The organism is Microcoleus sp. AS-A8 (assembly GCA_039962225.1).
Lineage (GTDB): Bacteria > Cyanobacteriota > Cyanobacteriia > Cyanobacteriales > Coleofasciculaceae > Allocoleopsis.
Genome location: JAMPKV010000003.1, coordinates 201,302 through 223,765 on the forward strand (window position 1 = coordinate 201,302; position 22,464 = coordinate 223,765).

The window sequence follows — 22,464 nt, forward strand, 5'->3', positions numbered from 1 at the left end:
CGAAGGGAGGGGAAAAGCTGATGCAGGCAAACTGGCGAATTGGCTCTTTATTCGGAATCCCGCTGTTTTTAGATCCATCGTGGTTTTTGGTGTTAGGGTTAGTCACCCTACTGAACGCCTTGGATTTTTCTCGCCGCTTTGAGTTGGTTTGGGCTTGGAGTGCTGGGTTGGCGATGGCGCTACTGTTGTTTGCCTCGGTTGTGTTGCATGAACTGGGTCATAGTTTAGTGGCGCGATCGCAGGGCATCAAAGTTAACTCGATTACCCTGTTTATCTTTGGTGGGGTAGCCTCGATTGATCGGGAATCCAAAACGCCTGGGCAAGCCTTTCAAGTGGCGATCGCTGGCCCCGGTGTGAGCTTACTGCTGTCTGGACTGCTTTATGGGGTGGCTCAGGTCGTGGCGAGTAATAGCATAGGACAGGTTTTAGCCCTGGATCTGGCGCATATTAATTTGATTTTAGCGATATTTAATTTAATTCCGGGACTGCCCCTGGATGGGGGACAAGTGTTGAAAGCCGCGATTTGGAAGCTGACGGGAAGTCGCTTTCAGGGGGTGCGATGGGCGGCTCAAACGGGTAAATTTTTGGGGGGATTGGCGATCGCGATCGGGCTGTACTGGATACTCAAGGAGGGTCAGCTATTGGCGCTGTGGCTGGTGTTGATTGGTGGGTTTGTGTTTCGCAATGCCAGCGCCTACCAGCGATTAACGACTCTACAAGAAGCCTTACTTCAGATTACGGCATCAGAAACAATGACCCACGAATTTCGTGTGGTGGATGCCAATCAAACCCTGCGTTCCTTTGCCGAAGATTATATCCTGGCAGACATTCAGGCGATGATGCCTTACTACGGGGCGGCTAATGGACGTTATCGTGGCTTGGTGGCGATTGAGGATTTACAGATTATTGAGCGCAGCCAATGGGAAATCCAGACTCTCGAAAGGATTGTGCATCCCTTATCCGAAATTGCCACTGTGGAGGAGAAGACTCCGTTAGCTGAAGTGATTCAGCGCTTGGAAACCGAACCGCGTAATCACTTGACGGTTCTCTCTCCCGCTGGTGCCGTTTCGGGTGTGATTGATCGGGGTGATATTGTTCGCGCTGTTGGCAAAAAGCTGAATATGCTGATTGCCGAGGCAGATATCAAACGGATTAAAGCGGAACATAGCTATCCTCCAGGATTACAACTCCCAGCGATCGCACAAGCCATCAATAATTAGCCTTTCCAAGAGATGAGAGGGGGAGTGGGGGAATGGGAGAGTGGGAGTCTAAGATTACGACTTACTGAAAGCCTCTATTTGTAGCCTCCATTTGTAGGGTGTGTTAGCGCAGCGTAACGCACCATAAATGCTATAGATGGTGTAGCTGCGTAAGTCCTAATATTTTGATTAATCCCCAACAGCAGCAAGTGGAAGTTTATCGCCCAAGACAAGACGTAGAAGTACGAAATTTGCCTACAGCATTATCGGGTGAAAATATATTGCCTGGATTTAGCTTGAGTCTTTCCGGGTATTAAGACTTTTAGCGGATGCCAAATCTCCACGGGTGCATTCCAGGAATTAGCGTTATACAGCTAAAGGAGGCACTGTCAGAATCTCTTGCCACTCTATCTCCGATAAAGGCTGCGTCACCAACTCAATGCCAAAACACCGACAGGCAGACTCCGTTAACGCTTCTATGACAGTGGGAATTACGTTGTTTCCCTCCATCTGCATGGGGAGTTGGACGGGCGGGGGTACGGGTTCAGCAAAAACTTGGGTAAATAACTCGGAGTTTCTTGACAAAACCATCGAGCCATGCTGTAAGATAGCTTTTCCCCGTTGCAATTGGGCACTACCAATCAGCTTATAACCTTCAGATGAAAGTAAATCGGCACCTGTAGCTGTGCCAAAACAGTTGGGATTGTGAATATAGTCTCGTCCGGCTGCACCATAGTGGAGTTCTATACCTAGCGATCGCCAACCTTGAATCAAAAACTCACAAATCGCTTGATAGATGTCCTGGCGTTTCCCGGTCAATCCAGACGTAACCACCATGTAAGTTAAATCCCCTTGATGCAACACCGCTCGTCCCCCGGTGGGACGACGCACCAAAGGAACTGGTTGTCCTGCCCAAGTTAGTTGCTGCCAGGATGCAGGCCATCGACGTTGATGATAGCCTAATGAAATCGTGGGTGAAGCCCAAGTGTAAAACCGCAACACGGGCGGCTGCTTTCCCGCTTGGTGCTGCTCCAACAGCCAACGGTCAATTGCCATCTGAACTTGTCCCGACGCCTGCAATAAGGGAATCAAACGCCAAGATGGTTGAGGATTTGACATTGAGTCGTCTGGAGGCATCCAATCTGATTCTGTTCTCCCCGCACTGCCCTACGCGGACAGTGGGGATTTCTCGGCAAAAAGGGTTAAAAATTCAATAAGTAAAACATCTTTTGCCTCTGGAATTTATGAGGCGGCACCAAACTCAGCCTGTAAGGCGTCATCGTTGTCATCGGCAATGGTGGCTACAACCGTAATGGCGCGAGAAATTTCCCCAGCCGATAACTCGGCAACCGTTCGGGAAGATAACACGACCACTTGGCTATTGACAATTGCAAAATGGGCTTCAAACGTATCAGACCAGTTCATTTCTAGCAGCTTACGCATCAACTGTGGCTCCTTGTTCGCGGGAAGCGGAAGCACGGAAGACCAAACCGTGAAGGTGTCATCATCGCTGGAACCCGTCAATTGCACAAATACTTCAACGCTACCGTATCTAAATTTCCACATGTAGCCCTCTTCATTTTGGCTCACCATCGCCGTGTTTTCTTGATCGAGGCTGGAAATCACGGTTTCAATGATTTCCACATGATTGACGGTAGCACTATCCTGCACTAACTCAGTGGCAACGATTTCTTCGGTTGATAAGGTTTCGGTGGAAAGCGTTTCGGGGTTTGGCTCTTGGGTAGTCATAAGCGTCAGTGGTTTCCTCCGATTGGGATTTGCTCAAAACCCAGTATCCCCCGTGAGTGAACTTCTTGGTAGATGGGAGTTTGCCTTAATCTGAGAAAAAATTAAGGCGATCGCACTTTTTGGCTCTTATTTAGGCTTGTAAATTGATTAACCTCCAATTTTGCGTAGGGGCATGGCATTGCCATGCCCCTGTAGAAATTCTCAATTCAGGAGGTTATGACGCTTCTACCTTCTTCTTCGGGTTCTGCGTGCGATTGAATCCGTTTAAGAACATCGGCACAAACTTCTCCATAAACGCCTGTGGATCACGCTGCCAAGCTCTCTGTGCTGCTGTAATTCGCGTCATCTGTAGCTCTGGGGCTATCAATGTTTGCGGTAAGCGTTCCATTAAGTACTGTGGACGCTCCCAAACTGGCATGGTGTTAGCAATTTCCAGCAGATGATTCATCCGCCGCAGTTCGGCACCTGCCATAATATCCATGCCCGACTCAAAAGCCGCCTGTTCAATTGCAATATACTTGCGCTTTGCCTGTTCTACCTTCTGCCGATGTTCTGGGCTTTTCTTGGCGATTTGAGCCAACCAACGGTTCCCCCAGCGCACATGACCGGCTTCTTCGGGGAAAATCCGCTCGATGGTTTCCCTGATTTTAATGTTTTCCTCAGTTTGCGGTGCTTCTTTCAACGCCTGAATGTGACCCGAGAAATACTCACAACCCCGCTTTTCGGTGACATTAATGGCTGCCAAAGCTGCAATAATAGCCTCTTCCCTTTGATGTTCTTGCTGATATTTCTCTTGGTCTAGGAGTCGCTCAAATTCGCCAATATATGATACTCCAGGCGGTGTGCCAATGTCTGCGCCCAACTCCACCAGCAGATCTGTTAGCCACACAGCATGACGCGCTTCGTCACACACATGATGAGACAAGTCACGCACCAATTCCACCGGCTTACCATCCAATTTTTCAATGACATCGGTGAGGTCTATGCAGCTATGTTGCTCGTTGAATCGATAGCGGTTGAGGGTGATCAGGTGGATTTCGCGATCGCGCACCACGTTCCTCATGATGTCACGCGCACTCATCGAATTGTTGAATTTGCGGGGATAAGCAACTGTCATCTGTATTATGTGTCGTTTTGTAAATCTATTTATCTGATCGTAACGTGATTTTCCGCAAATGGAGGCGTTTAAATTCAGCCATAGGTAAGGTTTTTAACCCAATTTAATGCGCTAAAATTACATCAATCACCCCTTCATTTCTCACTCATTTTTGGCACCAAGGCTCATGACCTGTTTTTTCTCAGGAAAAGGCTATTTTAGAGGCACTTGAGAGTGCTACTCATCGCTCAATTGCTGAGTCAGCTTTACAATCTGTTACTCAAGGACCATCAATAATTGTGAACTAGGGACACAAAAAAACCACCCCTAAAGGTGGTTAATTGGGTCTTTTTTACCGAACGCTACCCAACTTCAAACTCAAGGATATTAAAGTTGAGCGTTCGGCCAATCAGCTAAAGGTTGAAACTAGACATCGTAGTAAAGAGAGAACTCATAAGGATGAGGACGCAGCCGCATCGGGTTGACCTCATTATCGAGTTTGTAGCTGATCCAATTTTCGATGAAGTCTTCGGTGAACACACCAGTGCTGGTCAAGAACCCATGGTCTTTCTCCAAGCTCTCTAAGGCATCTTCCAAAGAACCAGGGGTAGAAGGAATCTTGCTCAATTCCTCTGGGCTGAGGTCATAGATATCCACATCCAGTGGCTCGCCCGGTTCGATTTCATTCTTAATCCCATCAATACCAGCACAAAGCATCGCAGCAAAGGCGAGATAGGGATTGCAAGTCGCGTCAGGGCAACGGAACTCTAAGCGCTTCGCCTTGGGATTTGTACCGGACAAGGGAATCCGAATCGAAGCCGAACGGTTACCTTGAGAGTAAGCCAAGTTCACGGGAGCTTCAAACCCAGGCACCAGGCGCTTGTAAGAGTTAGTCGTCGGGTTCGTTAAGGCCAACAGTGCCGGGGCGTGCTTGAGAATACCGCCGATGTAATTCAACGCCATCTTACTCAGGTTGGCGTAGCCATCACCCCAGAATAGGGGTTGCCCATCTTTCCAAATGGACTGGTGGGTGTGCATCCCGGAACCGTTATCGTTAAACAGCGGTTTGGGCATGAAGGTAACGGTTTTGCCATATTTTTTGGCAACGTTTTTGATGACATACTTATAAGTCATCAAATAATCAGCCGCCTCAACGAGGGTGGCAAAACGGAAACCCAACTCGTTTTGTCCGCCTGTCGCCACTTCATGGTGATGCTTTTCAATGGGTACGCCGCACTCTGCCATCGTCAGCAGCATTTCGGTACGCATATCTTGCATCGTATCTGTTGGGGCGACGGGGAAATAACCTTCCTTATAGCGAGGCTTATATCCCAGGTTGCCGCCGATTTCTTCCCGACCCGAATTCCAGCGTCCTTCGATGCTGTCTACGTAGTAGTAGGCTTTGCTCTCGGTTTGGTCAAAGCGCACATCATCAAAAACGAAGAATTCGGCTTCTGGGCCGATGAATACCGTATCTCCAAGCCCTGTTGACATGAGGAAGTCAATGGCTTTCTGAGCGATGGTACGAGGGTCGCGGTTGTACCATTCCCCGGTACGCGGCTCTTTAATGCTACAAATCATGCTCAGGGTTTTTTCTTGCATGAAGGGGTCGATCCAAGCGGTTTTTGGATCGGGCACCATGCACATGTCCGATTCGTTGATGGCTTTCCAACCCCGAATACTGGAACCGTCGAAGGGAACGCCTTCTGTGAAGGAACTCTCATCGATTTGATTGTAGTAGAACGAGCAGTGCTGCCAGATCCCTGGCATGTCAATGAATTTCAGGTCAATGATTTTGATGTCTTGGTCTTGAATCAGCTTTAAGACATCTTGCGGGGTTTCTGGCATGAAAGACTCCTATTGTTAGTTGGATTTTCGTTTAAAAAGGGCACAAATAATTTAACGATATTGCTAGGTAGAGGATTACTTAGTCAAGCTCTGCGTCACTCAAAATCGGGTTGATCAGGGAACGGTTATTGGCGGCTTGGTTTTTGACACGACTCCTCTACGGTTATCCAAGGAATAGAAAGTATCCATCCATTCGTTGGTGCGTTTGACCTAACTGGATGTCCGGCCTTCTATGTAGATTAGATAACGGATGGTTGAGACTATTTCGGGTTTCTTCACGCTGGAATTCAGAATTGCTGAATGCACCCTAATCAACCAGGGATAGCCCTGTTAATTTTGCATTTATATAGCATCCTTGTTTCCATCCCCTAGCTTTAGACACGGGGTGGTTGGAGCATTCATCATTCATCATTCATTGTTCCCCCTTAACTCTCTCTCTCCAATGCACCTGACTCATCCTAGGGAGAGAGTGTGGGAGCTTTTGTATCCTACACTACAGAATCTCTAGTGCGAGTTCTGCGTATTCCCATAAAAGTTAAAAAATGTAGCAAAATTAACCAAAAATCCTAAGGTTCATTACTCTTAGAATAATGCTGTATCAAAAACTACATTTTTTTTTAGGACCTATGAACTTTTACTTTAATACTCCAAGTTTTGACCAGGAAGAGGCACTCAGATACCAACCGGGACAGCGCGTAGAGTTAAAAGCTCGCCCTGGAATGGTGGACGTGATTGCTGAATATGATCCGATGATGGTACCACCCATCTGGTTAGCGAATGATCCAAAACCCCGATATCCCCACGAATTGAATGTGCTGCCAAAAGCCGTGGTAGGCAATGCTTGGTTAAGAGTATCTAGGCGTAATCAGCTCAAGCCTCTAGCACAACCGCCTCGCTGCCACTTGACCCCTGCCGGTCGGGTGCGTTGTGGCAGCGCTCACGGCTAGGGCGAGTTCTGCTTCCTAAAAAGTTGCTTTGTATTTGACGCATTTGCGGGTCAAGCCTGTGTGATGATTAATAAATGCAGGACTTATGCGATTGAAAAGGGTGTGTAAGTCCTATAAATCTATAAATATAAGCAGATTGTTGTTGGGAGAATAATTTAATGCGGGATGCAGTCACAAGCCTGATTAGGAGGTATGACGGCACAGGTCGTTACCTGGATCGGAATGCGATTGATTCACTCAAGTCCTACTTTGAAACCGGTACGGGACGGATTGCGGCAGCAGCGGTAATTAATGGCAATGCGGCAGCGATTGTCAAACAGGCCGGCTCACAGTTATTTGATGAATTGCCCGAACTGATCCGTCCTGGTGGAAATGCCTATACGACTCGTCGCTATGCGGCTTGTTTGCGGGACATGGACTATTACTTGCGCTATGCCAGTTATGCCTTAGTGGCGGGTGACATGAATGTGTTAGATGAGCGGGTGCTGCAAGGGTTGCGGGAAACCTACAACTCTTTGGGAGTGCCCATTGCTCCAACCGTTCGCGGTGTTCAGCTCATGAAAGACATTGTTAAGGACATGGCAGCGGAAGCTGGGGTGCAAAATACTGGGTTTATCGATCAGCCGTTTGACCACCTGACTCGCGAGTTGAGCGAACAGGATCTCTAGGCTTTACATAACAAAAACACGGACAAAACAACATAAGCGATCGTGACTTGAAGCCATCAAGAGCGATCGCTTAATTTTTGGGTTTGACCGATTTGTGCATAAGTTCTCCCCTCTCAGAGGTAGATGAAATCGATGAGATGAAAGCGGTTAAGCGAGGACTGATTCAATGCAACTCAAGTCAATGGGATTGATAGCAGTGGTTACGCTATTGGCGGGTATCTCGACCCCAGTTTCAGCCCTGACAGTCAACAGACATACCCCACAAGCGCAACAAACGGAACTTTTGGCAATGTCTGGCCCCCAGTTGGCACAAACCCAATCCGCTGAGTTTGAGCAGTGGTTTAACCAGGGGAGTTCCCTTTTAAAACAGGAAACCTATGCAGAAGCCCTGAAAGCCTTTGCACAAGCCATCCGGCTCAATCCCAATAGTGCTGAGGCGTGGGAAGGGCAAGGCGCGGCGCTGTATGGGTTAGAGCAGTATCAAGAGGCGAGTGTGGCTTTTCAAAAAGCCGTTGAACTCGATCCTAAGTTTATTGCAGCTTGGGTGGAACTGGGTAATGCGCTTGATGATGCAGGTCAGCCAGTGGAGGCGCTGAAAGCCTATGACGAAGCGCTGCGACTCGACCCCAACGACGAGAGTGCTTGGTACAATCGGGGAGTAACGCTGGGACGTTTAGAACGCTACGAAGAGTCTGTGGCGGCCTATGACCAAGCGGTTCGCATCAACCCCAACGATGAGAGTGCTTGGTACAATCGCGGCAATGACTTGGCGAAGTTGAAACGCTACGAAGACGCGATCGCTTCTTATGACCGGGCGATTGAAATCAATTCTAAGATTGAGAAAGTTTGGTTTAATCGGGGAATTGCCCTGGCAAATTTGCAACGGTATCAGGATGCGATCGCGTCTTTTAATGAAGCCTTGCGAATTAACCCCAATAATGCTAGAGCGAGAGAGAATCGCGATCTGTTGCAGCAACAGGTCGGACAACATTCAGAATCTGAAGTCGTTTAATGGCTATCCGAATTTGCCATCAAACGCAGAATATAAACATAAATAAAGTGGCTTTATAGGTCATAATCGCGATAGTCATCTACCGGGTGGCTGATATTCCTATCTCGCTACCTACTTGTGGGATAGCGCCTGACTATGAACCTACGCCAGAAAACGCTGCTACTGATTGGTCTGACTCTTGCGGGTTTAATTGGAGTCCTTTACGCTAGTTTATCTACAATCTTTCGGGCTAGTTTTGCGGAACTAGAGGAACGAAACGTTCACCAGAATGTGCGACGGGTGCAGGAGGCTTTTTTCGATGAAGTTGAAACGTTAAACACCACAGCGGCAGATTATGCGAAGTGGGATGATACCTATACCTTTATTAATCAGTTCAATCAGGACTTTGTTCGAGCTAATTTATTAGATGAAAATTTTGTCCGCCTTCGGCTCAACATGGTTCTGTTGTTTAACACTCAAGGACAACAAGTTGTCGGCAAAGGTTTCAATCTGCAACAGGAGAAAGAAGCTCCTATTTCAGACAGCTTTCAAAAATACCTGAATCCCAATAGCTTGTTATTAAAGCACTCCAATCCCAGGAGCAACATTACGGGTATTGTGCTTCTGCCCGAAGGTTTTTTGATGATGTCTTCCCATCCCATTCTTAATAGCCAAGGCACGGGTTCGATTCGCGGTTCTCTGATCATGGGAAGCTACCTCAACGACAAGAGAATCAAAGAATTGGCTAAACGGACTCAATTATCTCTGAGTGTATACCGAGTAGATGATACTCAGTTGCCGCCCGATTTTCAAGCGGTGCGTTCTGCCCTGTTCGACTCTTCCCGCAGAACTCAAGCATCACAACTGAACAATCAACCAATACCGATTATTATCCGACCACTCAGTGATGATGCGATCGCCGGCTACACCCTACTCCGAGATATTAATGACAAGCCTGCTTTATTGGTGCGGGCAGATATGCCCAGAGAAATTTATCAACAAGGACAAGTAAGCCTGCGTTATCTGATTTTTTCCCTTCTTGGCGTGGGTATTATCTTTAGCGTCGTCGCTTTATTCCTCTTAGAAAAAATGGTGCTGTCTCGGTTGGCAAATCTCAGCGCCAATGTTGAACAAATCGGCACCAGTACTGACTTATCGCTGCGTGTATTTGTAACGGGTAAGGATGAATTAACGACGCTGGGAAACACGATTAATTCCATGTTGGATGCCTTGGAATCTTCCGCCCAAAAAGTCGTAGCCGAACGGGAAAGGGCGGAGCGTCTGCTGCTGAATATTTTACCACCATCGATCGCCAAGCGTTTGGGACAAAATCAGGATACGATTGCCGATAGCTTTGAGGAAGCCACTGTTTTATTTGCCGATATCGTTAATTTCACCAATCTTTCCAGTCAGATATCGCCTACAGAAATTGTGAGCCTGCTGAATGAAATTTTTTCTAGATTCGATCGCTTGTTAGAACAATATGGTTTAGAAAAAATCAAGACAATTGGCGATTCTTACATGGTCGTAGGTGGCTTGCCCTTAATTCGCCCCGATCATGCTGAGGCGGTTGCAGGATTTGCCTTAGATATGCAACAGCAAATTCAGGAATTTAATGCGGAAAGAGGTCAAGCGTTCAGTATGCGAATTGGCATTAATACAGGACCTGTTGTCGCTGGAGTCATTGGTCTGAAAAAGTTTATTTACGACCTTTGGGGCGATACGGTGAATACAGCCAGTCGTATGGAATCTCACGGTATTCCGGGCGCTATTCAGGTTTCCAGTGCCACTTATGAGCGATTGAAGGATAAATATTTATTTGAAGAACGGGGCACTATTGATGTGAAAGGCAAGGGAGAGATGACCACGTATTTACTCAAGAGTAAGAAACTTTAAAATTGCTCATGGCTGATTGAAAATCGATGGAAAAATTTATCGAGATGCTCCCAAATATTTCTTGGGAAAAAAGAAACGGTGACCCGACTCTTCGATAAAAGTTAAACCCTGAGCTGTCCATTCTACTTGAGACTTTTTGATATAGGTTTCTATATCTTCAACTATTGATATTGGCGTAAAGGAATATTCCTTATAATGTCCGTGAGTTGGAGTAAGACCAAGTACGAAATAATATCGTCTCTTTAAGGTATAAGGGAAACGTGACCAATCTAGATTCCCTTCACCGACAAATAGGCAATTGTAGGAACCATAATTCACGGATTCTGGTTGACAGGATTGCCAAAGCACTCGATCAGAAGCGCGATTTAAGAGTACAGTGAATATGAGAGCCAAGAGAAATGAAGCAACAAGAACTCCTAGCATCGAAATCAGAAATTTTGGCGTTCTAAGCATGTCATGACTAAGTTGTGAAGTTGCTCATAGTCCACTTTCCCCTGAGTATTGCGAGGTAGACTGGCAACGGGAACCCAATGTTTAGGTTGCTTGTACTTACTTAATTTATCTTTCAGCGCAGCTTGCAATAATGTTGTAGAAGTCGTTTCTGAGTGGGGAACATACACAGCGGTAACCGCTTCACCCCAATGTAAATCGGGAATAGCCGTTACGCAAACATCATTAACTAATTGTGTCGATTGAATAGCGGCTTCCACTTCAGCGGGGAAGACATTTTCGCCGCCCGTAATAATTTTACGGCTACTACGTCCGACAACATGTAAATAACCTTGGTCGTCAAAAAATCCTAAATCATCCGATTTTAGATTTGGGATTGGGGATTTGGAATTAGGAAGATTCTTGCCCTGTCCCCATCTCTCACTCATCCTGATGGGATAGTAACCTAATGATAGAGAGTTGGTTTGGATGGAAATCATCCCAGTTTGGTTACTTGCCAATATTTCACCAGTGGAACTGCGAATGGTGACGTTAGCATGAGGCAGAACTTGACCACAACTATTGTTACCTATGAGAAAATCTTTGGGCTTCAGCGTAACCACTTGAGAGGCTGTTTCTGTCATCCCATAAGTGGGGGCTAAAGGAATGTTGTGTTGTCTTGCCTGTTCTAACAGTGAATCCCAAGCGGGTGCACCGCCTAAAAGCACTGTCTGGAACTGAGATAACCAATGAGTTAACTCAGGACTTTGCAGACAACGTTGTAGCTGGGTTGGAACTAAAGAGATGAAAAATTCAGCAGGATTCATCTTAAATTCCTCACCCGCTTCTACCTGTTTGAAGGATGTAATAATTAGTTGTCCGCTTGTCGTCAAGGAACGCAAAAATTGCATCAATCCGCTGACATGATATAACGGCAAGACACAGAATGAATTCACCTGATTGTTGCCAAAATATTGGTGAAATCCCTGCACCGATGCCATTAACGTCTCCCAAGTGTGAACAGCGAAGCGGATTTTTCCGGAGGTTCCTCCGGTGGGAATCATGATGTGATTGGGAGATGGGTAATGGGTAATGGGTAATGGGGTGTGGAGTGTGGGAATATTTGCTCCTTGCCCAAAAATTAAATCGGGTTGGATTAATTCAAATACTTGTTGCCATTCCTGTTCTACCCAGTTGGGATTGCATAAGAAAACGGGACAATTAGCTGCAACGGCAGCGAGGAAAGCGGCAAGAAATCTCTGGGGATTTTGTTCGGCTATCAGGATTCTGGGAGGGATTTTCCCCTGCGAGAATTGAGTTAAATGCTGGAATAATTCTTCAGTAAGGGTGTTCAATGAGTGACTGTCATCATCAATGAACCAATCGTCATTAATACGTTGTTTGAGATACGCTAGAGGTTGTTCCATAGATGCTTCAACCAGGTTTCATCGTCTTCGTTGAACCAATGATTCACCCCAAAACCGACAGCACGATTTGGGTTAGAGAGTTCAGCGGCTAGTTGGAGGGCGGATTGTCTGGCGATCGCACTTTCAAAAACCGATGAAAAAATCATATCAATTTCGTGTTGTTGGCAAAACTGACGTAGGCGTCTGGGAGAACCTGCGATCGCCGCCTTAATCACACAAATGCCCTGCCATCCTCTCTGGTAACAATCTTCCAATTGGTCAAGGGTTGCCACCGATTCATCTAAGGCAATCGGTGTCGAATATTGAGTACTCATCTGCAACATAGTGTCGAATTGTTCAGGCGGTAAGGGTTGTTCCAGAAACTCAACGATTCCCGCCGAATCCGTTACCCTCAGCCACTGATGTGCTTCTTCCGGAGTGAGTCCCCCATTAGCATCCAAGCGTAACTTTGCCGATGTGGGTAGCGCTTGAATTAACTGATGAAATACTTTAAGTTCTTCCTTAATGGAGGCAACGCCAATTTTCCATTTAAACGTTCGACTTCCCTGATGCCAAGGAATTTGCCATAACTGTAACACCGTCTCCCCACTGGGTAAAAGATAACTAAAGGGGAGTTGAGATTTGGTAGTGGGAATATTCTCCCCATCGCCCCATATAAACGCTGATTCAAAGCCAAATTGACAAGCCGGAAGTTCAGGCGGAATGGAAAAAATATCGGTTGCTGTAATTTTCGCAGGTAATTGTTGACAAAAATCCAAAGCTTGTGCCAAAGTTTCAGAACCAAACCAGGGAATTGGAGCAATCTCGCCCCAACCGATTCGTCCCGTTTCATGGGTGAGGCGCAGAATAATTCCCTCGCGGACATTCCAGTTCCCGTGATGGGTAGAAAGTACACGCTTAAAAGGACGTTGGTAAGGACGAAACTCAAATTGATAAGTCATGAATGATTCAGTCAGGGTACGGCATTTCCAAGATTGAAACAAGATCCAAAATCTGATAATTACCGTACCCCTTGGTCGCCAACTATTAACCCATCAAGAAGCCCAATCCCAACAGTAACCCGCTAAAAAAATGCATCCCTACCGCCAGAAATTTAGAATTACTCACCTTCTCCGGTTGGTCATGATGCTGATGGACATGCCAACCTAACTTTAGCGCAACGGGTAAACTGGCAAATGTGAATAACGTCCAAATCGGGAAATTTCCCAACAGGACAAATAAACCCGTCAAAGCATAAACGCTTCCACCAAAGCCCCATAAGACTTGAGCACCGCGTTTTGTACCCAAACGGACAATGGGCGATCGCTTTCCGGCGGCGATGTCATCTTCTACCTGATGAAAATGGGAGCAAAATAAAATGATACTCGTAGCAATACCCACAACAACCGACGCCGCGAAACAGTTGATTGACCAACTTTGCGTCTGAGAGTAGTAAGCTGCTGCCACTGCCATGGGGCCAAAAGTGACAAAACAAATAATTTCCCCTAACCCCTGGTAACCAAAGCGAAAGGGCGGCCCTTGGTAGGTGTACCCTAACGCACAACACAGAAGGATAAGGCCAATTACAGTGAAATCTCGCTGCCACCACGCGATCGCCACAATGCCCAGGATACCAACGGCTAAAAATAAATTACTCAGCCCAAAAATTAGCTGTTTGTTTCCCGTCAAATTCACCAAAGAATGGGCTTTATTTTTATCAATCCCCGTTTCTGAATCAAACACATCATTGCTGCAATTGAGCCAAGCAATAATCAAAATCGCTGACATTAAGAAGGTTGAAAAAATTGCACCATTAATGATTCGAGTTTCGGCATAAGCCACAGCCGTTCCTACCCAAATCGGGATGATAGCAACGCTGTACATGGGTGGCTTGATAGCCGCTAGCCATAATTTACTGTTTGACTGTTCAACCAGACTTGTAGTCATCAGACCGAATGAATAAACTGAACTAAAAACAACTTGCTACAATTTTTAACGTTCTTTGTAAGGATGAAGTTCGGGTCGGAAGTCTGTCAAGTCCGTTACGTCCTCCTACCCTTGTGTGGCATGGGGAATCCATTGCACCATAGCCGTGGGACGGGCAACAGTCAGTATCATCCAGTATCAACGAGTGGGTGAGCCTTTCTTCGGTACGATAAGTAAGTCGGCATTACAGAACTGCTCATCTGTGCTGTCGGTAGAGCCTTCAGCCACTCAGCCGCTTTGGGATGACTGGGTGGCAGTCGAGTCTAAATAAGTGTCAATTGACACTAGGGGTTAGGTAAGGAGCAAGTATCTCCCTTTAGACATCCCACCATTGTTAATGAGACTTTAGAACAGAACTTCAAAAAACTTTACTATCTGAAGCTTCTATGCCAGTCACCCCCTATCGCACCAATCTCTTTCAAGACCGCAAAGAGCTGCATCAACTTCTCTTGACGGGAAAACAGCAGTCCCTTGTCAAAGGCTGTCCTCAGATTGTTAGTATCTCTCAAGAAATTGAACCCCTCGATCCACTAGCGGTGCTTCAAGCGATCGCTAAACCTGAGCAATTACAAGTTTATTTTGAGAAAGCCAGTAAACGAGAAGCGATAGCCGCCATTGACGCTACCCTTTGCCTCAAAACGGAAGGGGCAAATCGCTTCACAAAAGCACAACAATTTATCCAAGCAACACTGGATAATACCCTCCCCGGTGGGAATCTTAACTTACCCTTTTCTGGCCCCCATTTCTTTTGTAGCTTCACCTTTTTTGATAAAAAACAGGCCGTTCACTCTCCCTTTCCAGCCGCTACAATTTTCTTGCCTCGCTGGCAAATTTCTTGTGTCCAGGGTAGCTGTGTTGTTGTTGCCAACGTTGAAATCAATCCTCAGACCAATCTGCAATTATTAATAGAACGATTATGCAATCAACTCAGACGGATTAGCTGGTACGAACGCAGAGTTTCCAACATTTTCGAGATTTCCCCTCATAAAATAATTAAGCAAGCCCCTAAAAATGCAGAGCGCTTCAAGTCATCCGTCTTATCTGCCTTAGAATCCATCCGAGCGAATCAATTGAGAAAAATTGTGCTGGCAAGCGCCATTGATGTCCTCTCGCCAGAGCCTTTTAATTTAGTTGATTCTTTGGATACCTTACGTAAACGTCATCCCGATTGTTACATCTTTTCCAGTAGTAACGGGAATGGACAAAACTTTATAGGGGCAAGTCCCGAACGCTTAATTAGTATTCGCCACCATCAGTTAGAAGTGGATTCCTTAGCGGGTTCTGCACCACGAGGCAGAACAATCACAGAGGATGAGGCGTTGGCTTACCAATTAATCAGTAGTGAAAAAGAGCGCAGAGAACATCAATTTGTGATTAATTTTATTGTTGAACAGCTATCCGAATTGGGCTTAATTCCCCAAATGCTGCCAACTCCCCAACTCCTCAAACTTTCCAATATTCAACATTTGTGGACGCCGATTCAAGCTCAAATGTTGGGAGATATTCATCCCTTAGAAATCGTTGCCCAACTGCATCCCACTCCAGCCGTCGCCGGCGTTCCCACAAAGATGGCTCAAGAACAAATTCGCCGCTACGAAACCTTTGATCGAACTCTCTATGCAGCACCTTTAGGTTGGGTGGATTATCAAGGAAATTGTGAATTTATTGTTGGTATCCGTTCGGCTTTAATTGAAAGCGAAAAACCAGCTAGACTTTTTGCCAATGCCTATCGCGCAAGACTATACGCGGGTGCGGGTATCGTCGCCGGTTCCGACCCGAACAAAGAATTCGCAGAAATTCAACTTAAATTACAGGCTCTCTTAAAAGCTTTGTTGTAACTAGAGTTACCCCTTTCTTCAAGGTTAATTAGATGGTTTTGACTGAAAAAAGTAGGGATTGAGAATCTCGTCTCAATTTTTAAAGTTATACCATTTCTCTGCAACAATGCACTGAATTTATTACCCCCTGTAGTCCCCCTTAATAAGGGGGACGGCGATAGCCGGGGGTTCAAAAAAGGCAATTTTATAGAGAATTGATATTCGCTATCCGTGCCTGTTCAAGGCATACTTTGAGCTGGTTGGCAAGAATTTTAACATGGGGTTTTCTCAACATCGTTAGGTGATTACCAGGAACCTGATGAATTTCCACTTTTCCTCCAGCTAATTGACTCCAGCCTAAGCTTGAGTCTTGATCAGCCATACTAGACTGAACGCTTGTTTTTAGCAGAGTAATCGAGTTCGGATAAACTTGCGGCACATAGCTGAGAGTTGCTTGACTGTTAGCTTGGTAAATACGCAGCATCGGGCGAATGTTGAGTTCGCTCAATATCTGCTTTCTAGATGACTGAGGTAGGGTATTGGCTAAAACCGCTTCTCCCAAAATAGACTGCCAAAATTGTTTGTTTCTCAACCTGTGAAGTAGCTTATTTATATTAGCCAAATGAAAGGGTAAATGATTAGCTTGGGGTTGGCTAGGAGTGGTTATTAAATAGAAATAATCGAGTAAAAATGACCAAATATATCGCGCTGCGGCGGTGAACATAAATTTTAAACTATCCCCAAAATTAGGTAGATTACCGGGAATAGGTGCAAGCGTGTCAAATATAGCGAGTAGAGCCACTTGATGCCCTGCACTAAGGAGTTGTTGAGCCATTTCAAAAGCAACCAAACCTCCAAAAGACCAACCTCCTAGAAAGTAAGGGCCAGACGGTTGAACCTGACGTAGCGCCTCGATGTAGTGAGCCGCCATCTCTTCAATGCGAGTGAATGGAGATTGTTTTCCATCCAATCCTAGGGGTTGCAGTCCATAAAAGGGTTGATCAAACCCCAACGAATAAGCCAATTCGTAATAAGGAAAGACAACACCGAGGATTGGATGAACACAGAAAAAGGGTGGCTTGGAGCCAGATGGTTGAATCGGAACTAAGGGCGACCAAGACAGAGAATCAGTTTGTTGCGCTAGAATCTTGGCTAAACCTTCAACCGTTGGATTTAAGAAGAGAGTTGATAAGGGTATCTCCCGCTCAAACTGCTGATGAATTTGAGCCATAAGTCGCACGGCGAGGAGGGAATCACCTCCTACTTCAAAGAAGTTATCTTGAATTCCTACACGATCATAGTTCAGAAGCTTTGCCCAAATTTTTGCGATCGCTTCCTCTATGGGTGTACGAGGAGCCATGTAGTTTTCTGTTAGTTCGGTCTTATCTACATCAAAAACTTTTAGGTTACGACGGTCTACTTTTCCATTTGGCAAGTGCGGTAACGCGTCCAGCATTACAAAAGCTGAGGGAATCATGTACTCTGGCAGCTTCTCTTTTAAGAAACAGCCTAGTAAGGGGGCAAAGCCTTGCGCCCCTACCCTCATTAACTGCTCTTGGTTTGGGACAATATAAGTTACTAGGCGCTTGTTACCTGATACGTCTTCTTTCGCCATCACAACCGCCTCTTTCACAACCGGATGTTGCTTCAGTCGCGCCTCAATTTCGCCCAACTCAATGCGAAAGCCACGAATTTTTACCTGTTGATCAATTCGACCTAAAAATTCAATGTTTCCATCCGGTTGATAACGTGCTAAATCCCCAGTTTTGTACAGACGTTCACTAGCAGACAATCGGCTATCACTATCAACAAAAGGATTAGAAATAAATGCCACAGCCGTTAATTCAGGTTGATTAAGATAACCCCGTGCCACTCCCTCACCGCCGATGTACAACTCTCCGGAAATACCAATCGGTACAGGTTTTAGGTGGGAATCTAAAATATAAACTTGTGTATTAGTAATGGGGCGACCTATTGATGGCTTCTCGCTGTCATCAGTCTCTGCGACAGTAGACCAAACCGTTGCTTCAGTTGGCCCGTAAGCATTGAAAAACTGACGATTGGAAGCCCAACATTTTACAATATCCATCGAGCAGGCTTCTCCGGCAGAAATAATTGTCTGTAGTGCCGGAAGTTCTGGTGCAGGTAGAACCGCCAACACCGATGGCGGCAGGGTGACGTGAGTAATGGCTTTATCACGCAGCAGATGGATCAGATTTTGTCCGGGTAAAAGAGATTCTTTCTGGGCTAAATAGAGTGTGGCTCCTGTTCCCAATGCCATGACAATTTCAAAGATTGAGGCATCGAAGCTCAGTGAGGCGAATTGTAAGATGCGGTTACTTGGCTGTAAGTTGAAAGTCTGAATTTGAGCTTCGGATAAATTGCACAATCCTCGATGTTCAATTAGAACGCCTTTGGGCTTTCCTGTGGAACCAGAGGTGTAGATGACATAAGCCAGATTTTCAGGTGTTACGCTTACGCTGCTGATTGGGTTTTCCTTATTCTGGGAAGCGATCGCATCTGCCTCTTTGTCCACACAAACTACAGACAAACCATGCTGGCGAGCGCTGCATTGGGTTCGATCCCCCCAACCCCCCTCATCCTCACTAAAGTCCTCGTATGAGCTTTGGCAGTCGCTCCGGTTAAAAAGAGGGGCTAAAACAGAATGAGTTAGCAAAATGGATACTTGTGCGTCTTCAATCATGAAATGAAGTCGCTCTTGCGGATAAGTGGGATCTAAAGGGACATAGGCTCCACCCGCTTTAAGAATGCCCAACACTCCCACAATCATTTCCACAGAACGCTCTAAGCAGATACCGACTAAAACTTCTGCTTCTACCCCTAGTTTTTGCAGGTGATGTGCTAATTGATTGCTGCGATGATTCAACTCACGGTAGGTTAGTTGTTGGTCTTCAAACACGAGAGCGAGCGCATCGGGTGTCTGCTCTACTTGCTGTTCAAACAACTGATGAAAGCACGACTTGATTGGGGATGGATTCGGATTGAAATCTACCAATAATTGATGCTGCTCCGCCTGGGTTAAAATGGGTAATTCACAAAGGCGTTGCTGAGGATTAACGATAATACCTTGTAGCAGCATTTGGAAATGTCCCAGCATCCGGGTAATGGTGGTGTCATCCCATAAATCGCGGCTGTAGATGATTTGTCCTCTCAAACCCTCCGGGGATTCCCACAGGTGGAACTCTAAGTCAAATTTAGCGCTGGGGCGATCGAAGTCCAGTGGCGAAAGGCTTAACCCAGGCAAGGCTAGTGCCTCAATCGGCGTGTTTTGCAGACTGAACACCACCTGGAACAAGGGATGATGGCTCAGGTTGCGCTCTGGATGCAGTTCCTCCACGAGCTTCTCAAAGGGTAAGTCTTGATGGGCATAGGCTCCTAATGCAACCTCCCGTACTCGATCTAGCAGTTCTAGGAATGTTGGATTACCTGATAAATCAGTACGCAGTACCAAACTATTGACAAAAAAGCCAATTAACCATTCTATTTCGTGACGATTGCGATTGGCGATCGCAGAACCCACGACAATATCCTCTTGCTGGGTGTAGCGGTAGAGTAAAGTCTGAAATGCCGCTAAGAGTGTCATAAACAGAGTCACCCCATGGCGCTGCGAGAGTGCCTCTAGTTGCTCACTCAGACTTTTCGGCAACTCTAGAAATTGCGTTGCCCCTCGGTAGGTTGGAGTCGCAGGGCGGGGGTAATCCGTGGGTAAATTCAGCAGGGGAAGATTGTCTAGTTGCTGCTTCCAGTAAGCTAGTTGCATCTGTAGGGGCGACTCATGAGTCGCCCCTACCCCTTGTAACCACTCGCGTTGCCAGTGGGCAAAGTCTGCATATTGGATGGGCAAATCCGGCAGGGGCGATCGCTGGTTGTTGGCAAAAGCTGTGTAAAGTGTGCCGAGTTCCCGAAGTAGCACGCCAATCGACCAGCCATCGCAAATAATGTGGTGTAGATTCAGTAGGAGTATGTGTTCTGACGAGTCTACCTGTAGCAGCATGACTCGCAGTAAGGGTTCAGATGATAAATCGAAAGGATGCGATCGCGCCTCAGTCGCTATTCGTCGAATTTCAGTTTCCTGTTCCGCTGCTGGTAAAATCCGCAAATCTACCACTGGCAGGGGTAGGGTTAAGGCGGGAGCAATTACCTGAACGAGTTGCTCTTCCAGCATCCTAAAGGTAGTACGCAACGCTTCATGGCGACGCACGATTTCGTTGAACGTTTGCTCTAGTGCAGCTAGGTTGAGCAAACCTGTCAGGCGAAGTGCAGCCGCAACGTTATAGAAGGGATTGCCTGGGAATAGGCGATCGAGAAACCACAACCTCTGCTGGGCAAAGGATGCAGGGAAGACGAAAACTTCTGCTTCTTCAGCTTTCATTTTGTTGCTCTTACTGTTCGGGAAGTGCCCCAACCCTAAAAACCTGTTCAGCAGTCAAGTTTAACTCTGGAAACGCTGGCGACTCAATGCAATCAGTACCTCTAAACTGACTCACCTGGTACTCCTCCTCAACTAATGAGTAAACCGAGATAGTTGGTTGCTTGGGGTTGCCAATAAATCGCCTACCGCCCAAACCCAGATAATCAACAATCCAGTATTCAGGAACACCAATTTCTTCATAATCTGCAACTTTGAGCAGGTAATCATCCCGCCAATTGGTACTGACTACTTCTATTACTAAGGGGATTGACGCACCTTGAGTGGCTTCTGCTTTCCCAGAATCAATGTTGTTCTGATTTTAGGGTATGGGTGCTGCGGGGGCTGATTGAAAGAGGGGCGATCAAAAGGATATATCGCTCCTCGGCAGCTAGTCGTCGCCGACACTAGGGCTTGGAGTAGTTCAGCAATGATCCCAACCATGTCTCCTTTGACATTTGCTTAGAAATCGGCTAACGTCTATTACCTAAGTGCACTGATGAACTTACAAGTCTCCCTGAGCTTGTGAGTCAGCGCACGTAAAGGCAGCGATTTTGTGTCACTGCTAAAAACAAGGAAAAAAAATGACAAAACAAGAATTTCTGCTTAAAGCAGACGAATTTCGTTCGCTTCCAGTACCGTTTTCTGGAAGGCAAATTAAGTTATGCACTTGCTTCGTCAAAGTGAACGAAGTGCCGGAAGAGTGGTGCGACTGGCTTGAAGTTAACCCGCGAACGCCGCAGCGAAAAAAGTCGGGAGAGCTGAAGGGGACTGTTGTAAACGGGATGATCGATACCCTGAGTGACGAACCAGAGATGTTTGCTCTCAAGAACCAGGGTATATTTGTTACTGCCGAAACCGTTCAGTTTGAAAAGGAGACTGGTGGGCAAGGCGTTGTCAAGATTGTAATGACTGACCCTAAGAAGCACGGTGTCGTCAACGGAGGTCACACCACACAGGTGCTTATGCAGGCTCGGAGTGAGGCTGATTCGTTTCCGAGACTGGATGAAGCCTTTGTGCGTTTGCACATGTACATGGCTGAGGATGTGAATCCAGCTTTTATTGCAAGCCTTGCTGAGGGTCTAAATCGTTCTCTACAGGTGAATGATCCTAGCTTGGAGAACCTAAAGGGCACATTCAACAAAATTAAAGATTCCCTCCGAGGCAAGAGAGGAGAAGATCAGATTGCCTACCGTCAAGGGGATAGTGGAGATGTTGATATTACGCAGGTGTTGACATGCCTCGCGATGTTCAACTTGGACTTATTTCCAGACCGCAGCACCCATCCTAATAAAATCTTTGGTCAGACAAAGGAAGTGCTGAGAATTTTCACGGACGATCAAATGGATTCTAAAACATTGATTTTTGATCGTATAATTCCTCACACCCACGAAATCCTTATGCTGTCTGACCACATTATGCAGAGGGGAATCAGTAATCTCGGTAAGCTAAAGGTCAGTAACGCGAAAAAAGGAAACAGAGCTCGGTCGCCAAAAAATCTAAATCGACCAGCTCACTTTGCTGGAGGTAGTATTGATGGTCGCTTTCACTTGGGGTGGCTTTATCCTCCTCTAGCTGCATTTCGAGCTAATCTTTCTAAAGAAGCTTGGGATAAGGGTGAATTTAGCTGGCTTTATGATCCGTTCACGCTTCTCGATAACACAATCGACGAAATGATAGAAATCGTGAAGCAGGAACACGCTGATAACAACAGAAAACCTGCCGAAGTTGGACGCAAAGAAGCAGCCTATCGAGGCTGCTACAGCGTAGCGATGATGGAGCTAGCTAAGCTTGGAAAGCTAGAGTTAGCCAAAGTGTAATCTAAGATTCCGCTATTTTTTTAGTTACTTTGCCGCCTGGTGCATGACATCGGGCGGATTTTTTGCAAACTGAGTAAGGCACAACGATCGCTAGTTCTTCCTGCCAAATATCCAAGCTTGGCTGTCCATGACGTTTGATCGCTCGAACTTGCGATCGCACCGACAAGTTGCCTCTGCTATTGT

Annotated in this window: 17 protein-coding genes and 2 pseudogenes; 9 read left to right on the forward strand and 10 right to left on the reverse strand. The window is 46.3% G+C overall.

Annotated elements, in window-relative coordinates:
- Positions 1-20 precede the first annotated feature (20 nt).
- The gene (locus NDI48_06435; GenBank protein ID MEP0830847.1) at positions 21-1,220 is read left to right on the forward strand and encodes a site-2 protease family protein; all 1,200 of its coding nucleotides are present in this window, start codon (positions 21-23) and stop codon (positions 1,218-1,220) included.
- 164 nt (positions 1,221-1,384) lie between these two features.
- Positions 1,385-1,516: pseudogene (locus NDI48_06440) on the forward strand (Uma2 family endonuclease).
- Between the two features lie 49 nt (positions 1,517-1,565).
- Here the strand turns inward: NDI48_06440 and NDI48_06445 are convergent.
- The 4 genes from NDI48_06445 to glnA form a co-directional block, all read right to left on the reverse strand.
- Positions 1,566-2,318 (reverse strand): lipoate--protein ligase family protein, encoded by a 753-nt coding sequence (locus NDI48_06445; GenBank protein ID MEP0830848.1) that lies wholly within the window; start codon positions 2,316-2,318, stop codon positions 1,566-1,568.
- A 123-nt stretch (positions 2,319-2,441) separates the two neighbouring features.
- Positions 2,442-2,948, reverse strand: coding sequence for a YbjN domain-containing protein (locus tag NDI48_06450; protein ID MEP0830849.1), 507 nt, complete (start codon positions 2,946-2,948; stop codon positions 2,442-2,444).
- A 214-nt stretch (positions 2,949-3,162) separates the two neighbouring features.
- The gene (locus NDI48_06455) at positions 3,163-4,065 is read right to left on the reverse strand and encodes a ferritin-like domain-containing protein (protein MEP0830850.1); all 903 of its coding nucleotides are present in this window, start codon (positions 4,063-4,065) and stop codon (positions 3,163-3,165) included.
- A gap of 405 nt (positions 4,066-4,470) precedes the next feature.
- Entirely contained in the window at positions 4,471-5,892 is a 1,422-nt protein-coding gene (gene glnA, locus NDI48_06460; GenBank protein MEP0830851.1) for a type I glutamate--ammonia ligase, read from the reverse strand.
- Between the two features lie 626 nt (positions 5,893-6,518).
- On the opposite strand from glnA, the gene NDI48_06465 reads away from it, so the two are divergent.
- The 4 genes from NDI48_06465 (at position 6,519) to NDI48_06480 (ending at position 10,394) form a co-directional block, all read left to right on the forward strand.
- Complete coding sequence (locus NDI48_06465; protein MEP0830852.1) at positions 6,519-6,839, forward strand: hypothetical protein; 321 nt, start codon at positions 6,519-6,521, stop codon at positions 6,837-6,839.
- A 158-nt stretch (positions 6,840-6,997) separates the two neighbouring features.
- Positions 6,998-7,507 carry an allophycocyanin subunit beta gene (gene apcB, locus NDI48_06470; protein ID MEP0830853.1) on the forward strand — a complete coding sequence of 170 codons (510 nt, stop codon included), beginning with the start codon at positions 6,998-7,000 and terminating at the stop codon, positions 7,505-7,507.
- Positions 7,508-7,673: 166 nt separating this feature from the next.
- The gene (locus NDI48_06475; protein MEP0830854.1) at positions 7,674-8,519 is read left to right on the forward strand and encodes a tetratricopeptide repeat protein; all 846 of its coding nucleotides are present in this window, start codon (positions 7,674-7,676) and stop codon (positions 8,517-8,519) included.
- A 135-nt stretch (positions 8,520-8,654) separates the two neighbouring features.
- Positions 8,655-10,394 (forward strand): HAMP domain-containing protein, encoded by a 1,740-nt coding sequence (locus tag NDI48_06480; protein MEP0830855.1) that lies wholly within the window; start codon positions 8,655-8,657, stop codon positions 10,392-10,394.
- A 428-nt stretch (positions 10,395-10,822) separates the two neighbouring features.
- Here the strand turns inward: NDI48_06480 and NDI48_06485 are convergent, their stop codons facing one another.
- From NDI48_06485 to menA, 3 genes are all read right to left on the reverse strand, one after another.
- Entirely contained in the window at positions 10,823-12,250 is a 1,428-nt protein-coding gene (locus NDI48_06485; protein MEP0830856.1) for a 2-succinylbenzoate--CoA ligase, read from the reverse strand.
- Positions 12,235-13,191, reverse strand: a complete 957-nt coding sequence (locus NDI48_06490; protein MEP0830857.1) for an o-succinylbenzoate synthase — start codon at positions 13,189-13,191, stop codon at positions 12,235-12,237. The genes NDI48_06485 and NDI48_06490 overlap by 16 nt, the downstream gene beginning before the upstream one ends.
- 85 nt (positions 13,192-13,276) lie before the next feature.
- Positions 13,277-14,176, reverse strand: coding sequence for a 2-carboxy-1,4-naphthoquinone phytyltransferase (menA, locus tag NDI48_06495; GenBank protein ID MEP0830858.1), 900 nt, complete (start codon positions 14,174-14,176; stop codon positions 13,277-13,279).
- A gap of 145 nt (positions 14,177-14,321) precedes the next feature.
- On the opposite strand from menA, the gene NDI48_06500 reads away from it, so the two are divergent.
- Complete coding sequence (locus tag NDI48_06500; GenBank protein MEP0830859.1) at positions 14,322-14,486, forward strand: hypothetical protein; 165 nt, start codon at positions 14,322-14,324, stop codon at positions 14,484-14,486.
- Positions 14,487-14,601: 115 nt separating this feature from the next.
- The gene (locus NDI48_06505; GenBank protein ID MEP0830860.1) at positions 14,602-16,053 is read left to right on the forward strand and encodes an isochorismate synthase; all 1,452 of its coding nucleotides are present in this window, start codon (positions 14,602-14,604) and stop codon (positions 16,051-16,053) included.
- A 184-nt stretch (positions 16,054-16,237) separates the two neighbouring features.
- Here NDI48_06505 and NDI48_06510 read toward each other — a convergent pair whose 3' ends face one another.
- A complete protein-coding gene (locus NDI48_06510; GenBank protein ID MEP0830861.1) occupies positions 16,238-20,425 on the reverse strand; it encodes an amino acid adenylation domain-containing protein in 4,188 nt (1,395 codons plus the stop codon).
- A 10-nt stretch (positions 20,426-20,435) separates the two neighbouring features.
- Positions 20,436-20,747, reverse strand: a pseudogene (locus NDI48_06515) (Uma2 family endonuclease).
- Between the two features lie 298 nt (positions 20,748-21,045).
- Between NDI48_06515 and NDI48_06520 the strand changes: the two are divergent.
- Positions 21,046-22,281: an AIPR family protein gene (locus NDI48_06520; GenBank protein ID MEP0830862.1), complete on the forward strand. Its 1,236-nt coding sequence runs from the start codon at positions 21,046-21,048 to the stop codon at positions 22,279-22,281.
- A 1-nt stretch (position 22,282) separates the two neighbouring features.
- Here NDI48_06520 and NDI48_06525 read toward each other — a convergent pair whose 3' ends face one another.
- Positions 22,283-22,441, reverse strand: coding sequence for a hypothetical protein (locus tag NDI48_06525; protein MEP0830863.1), 159 nt, complete (start codon positions 22,439-22,441; stop codon positions 22,283-22,285).
- Between the last annotated feature and the right edge of the window lie 23 nt (positions 22,442-22,464).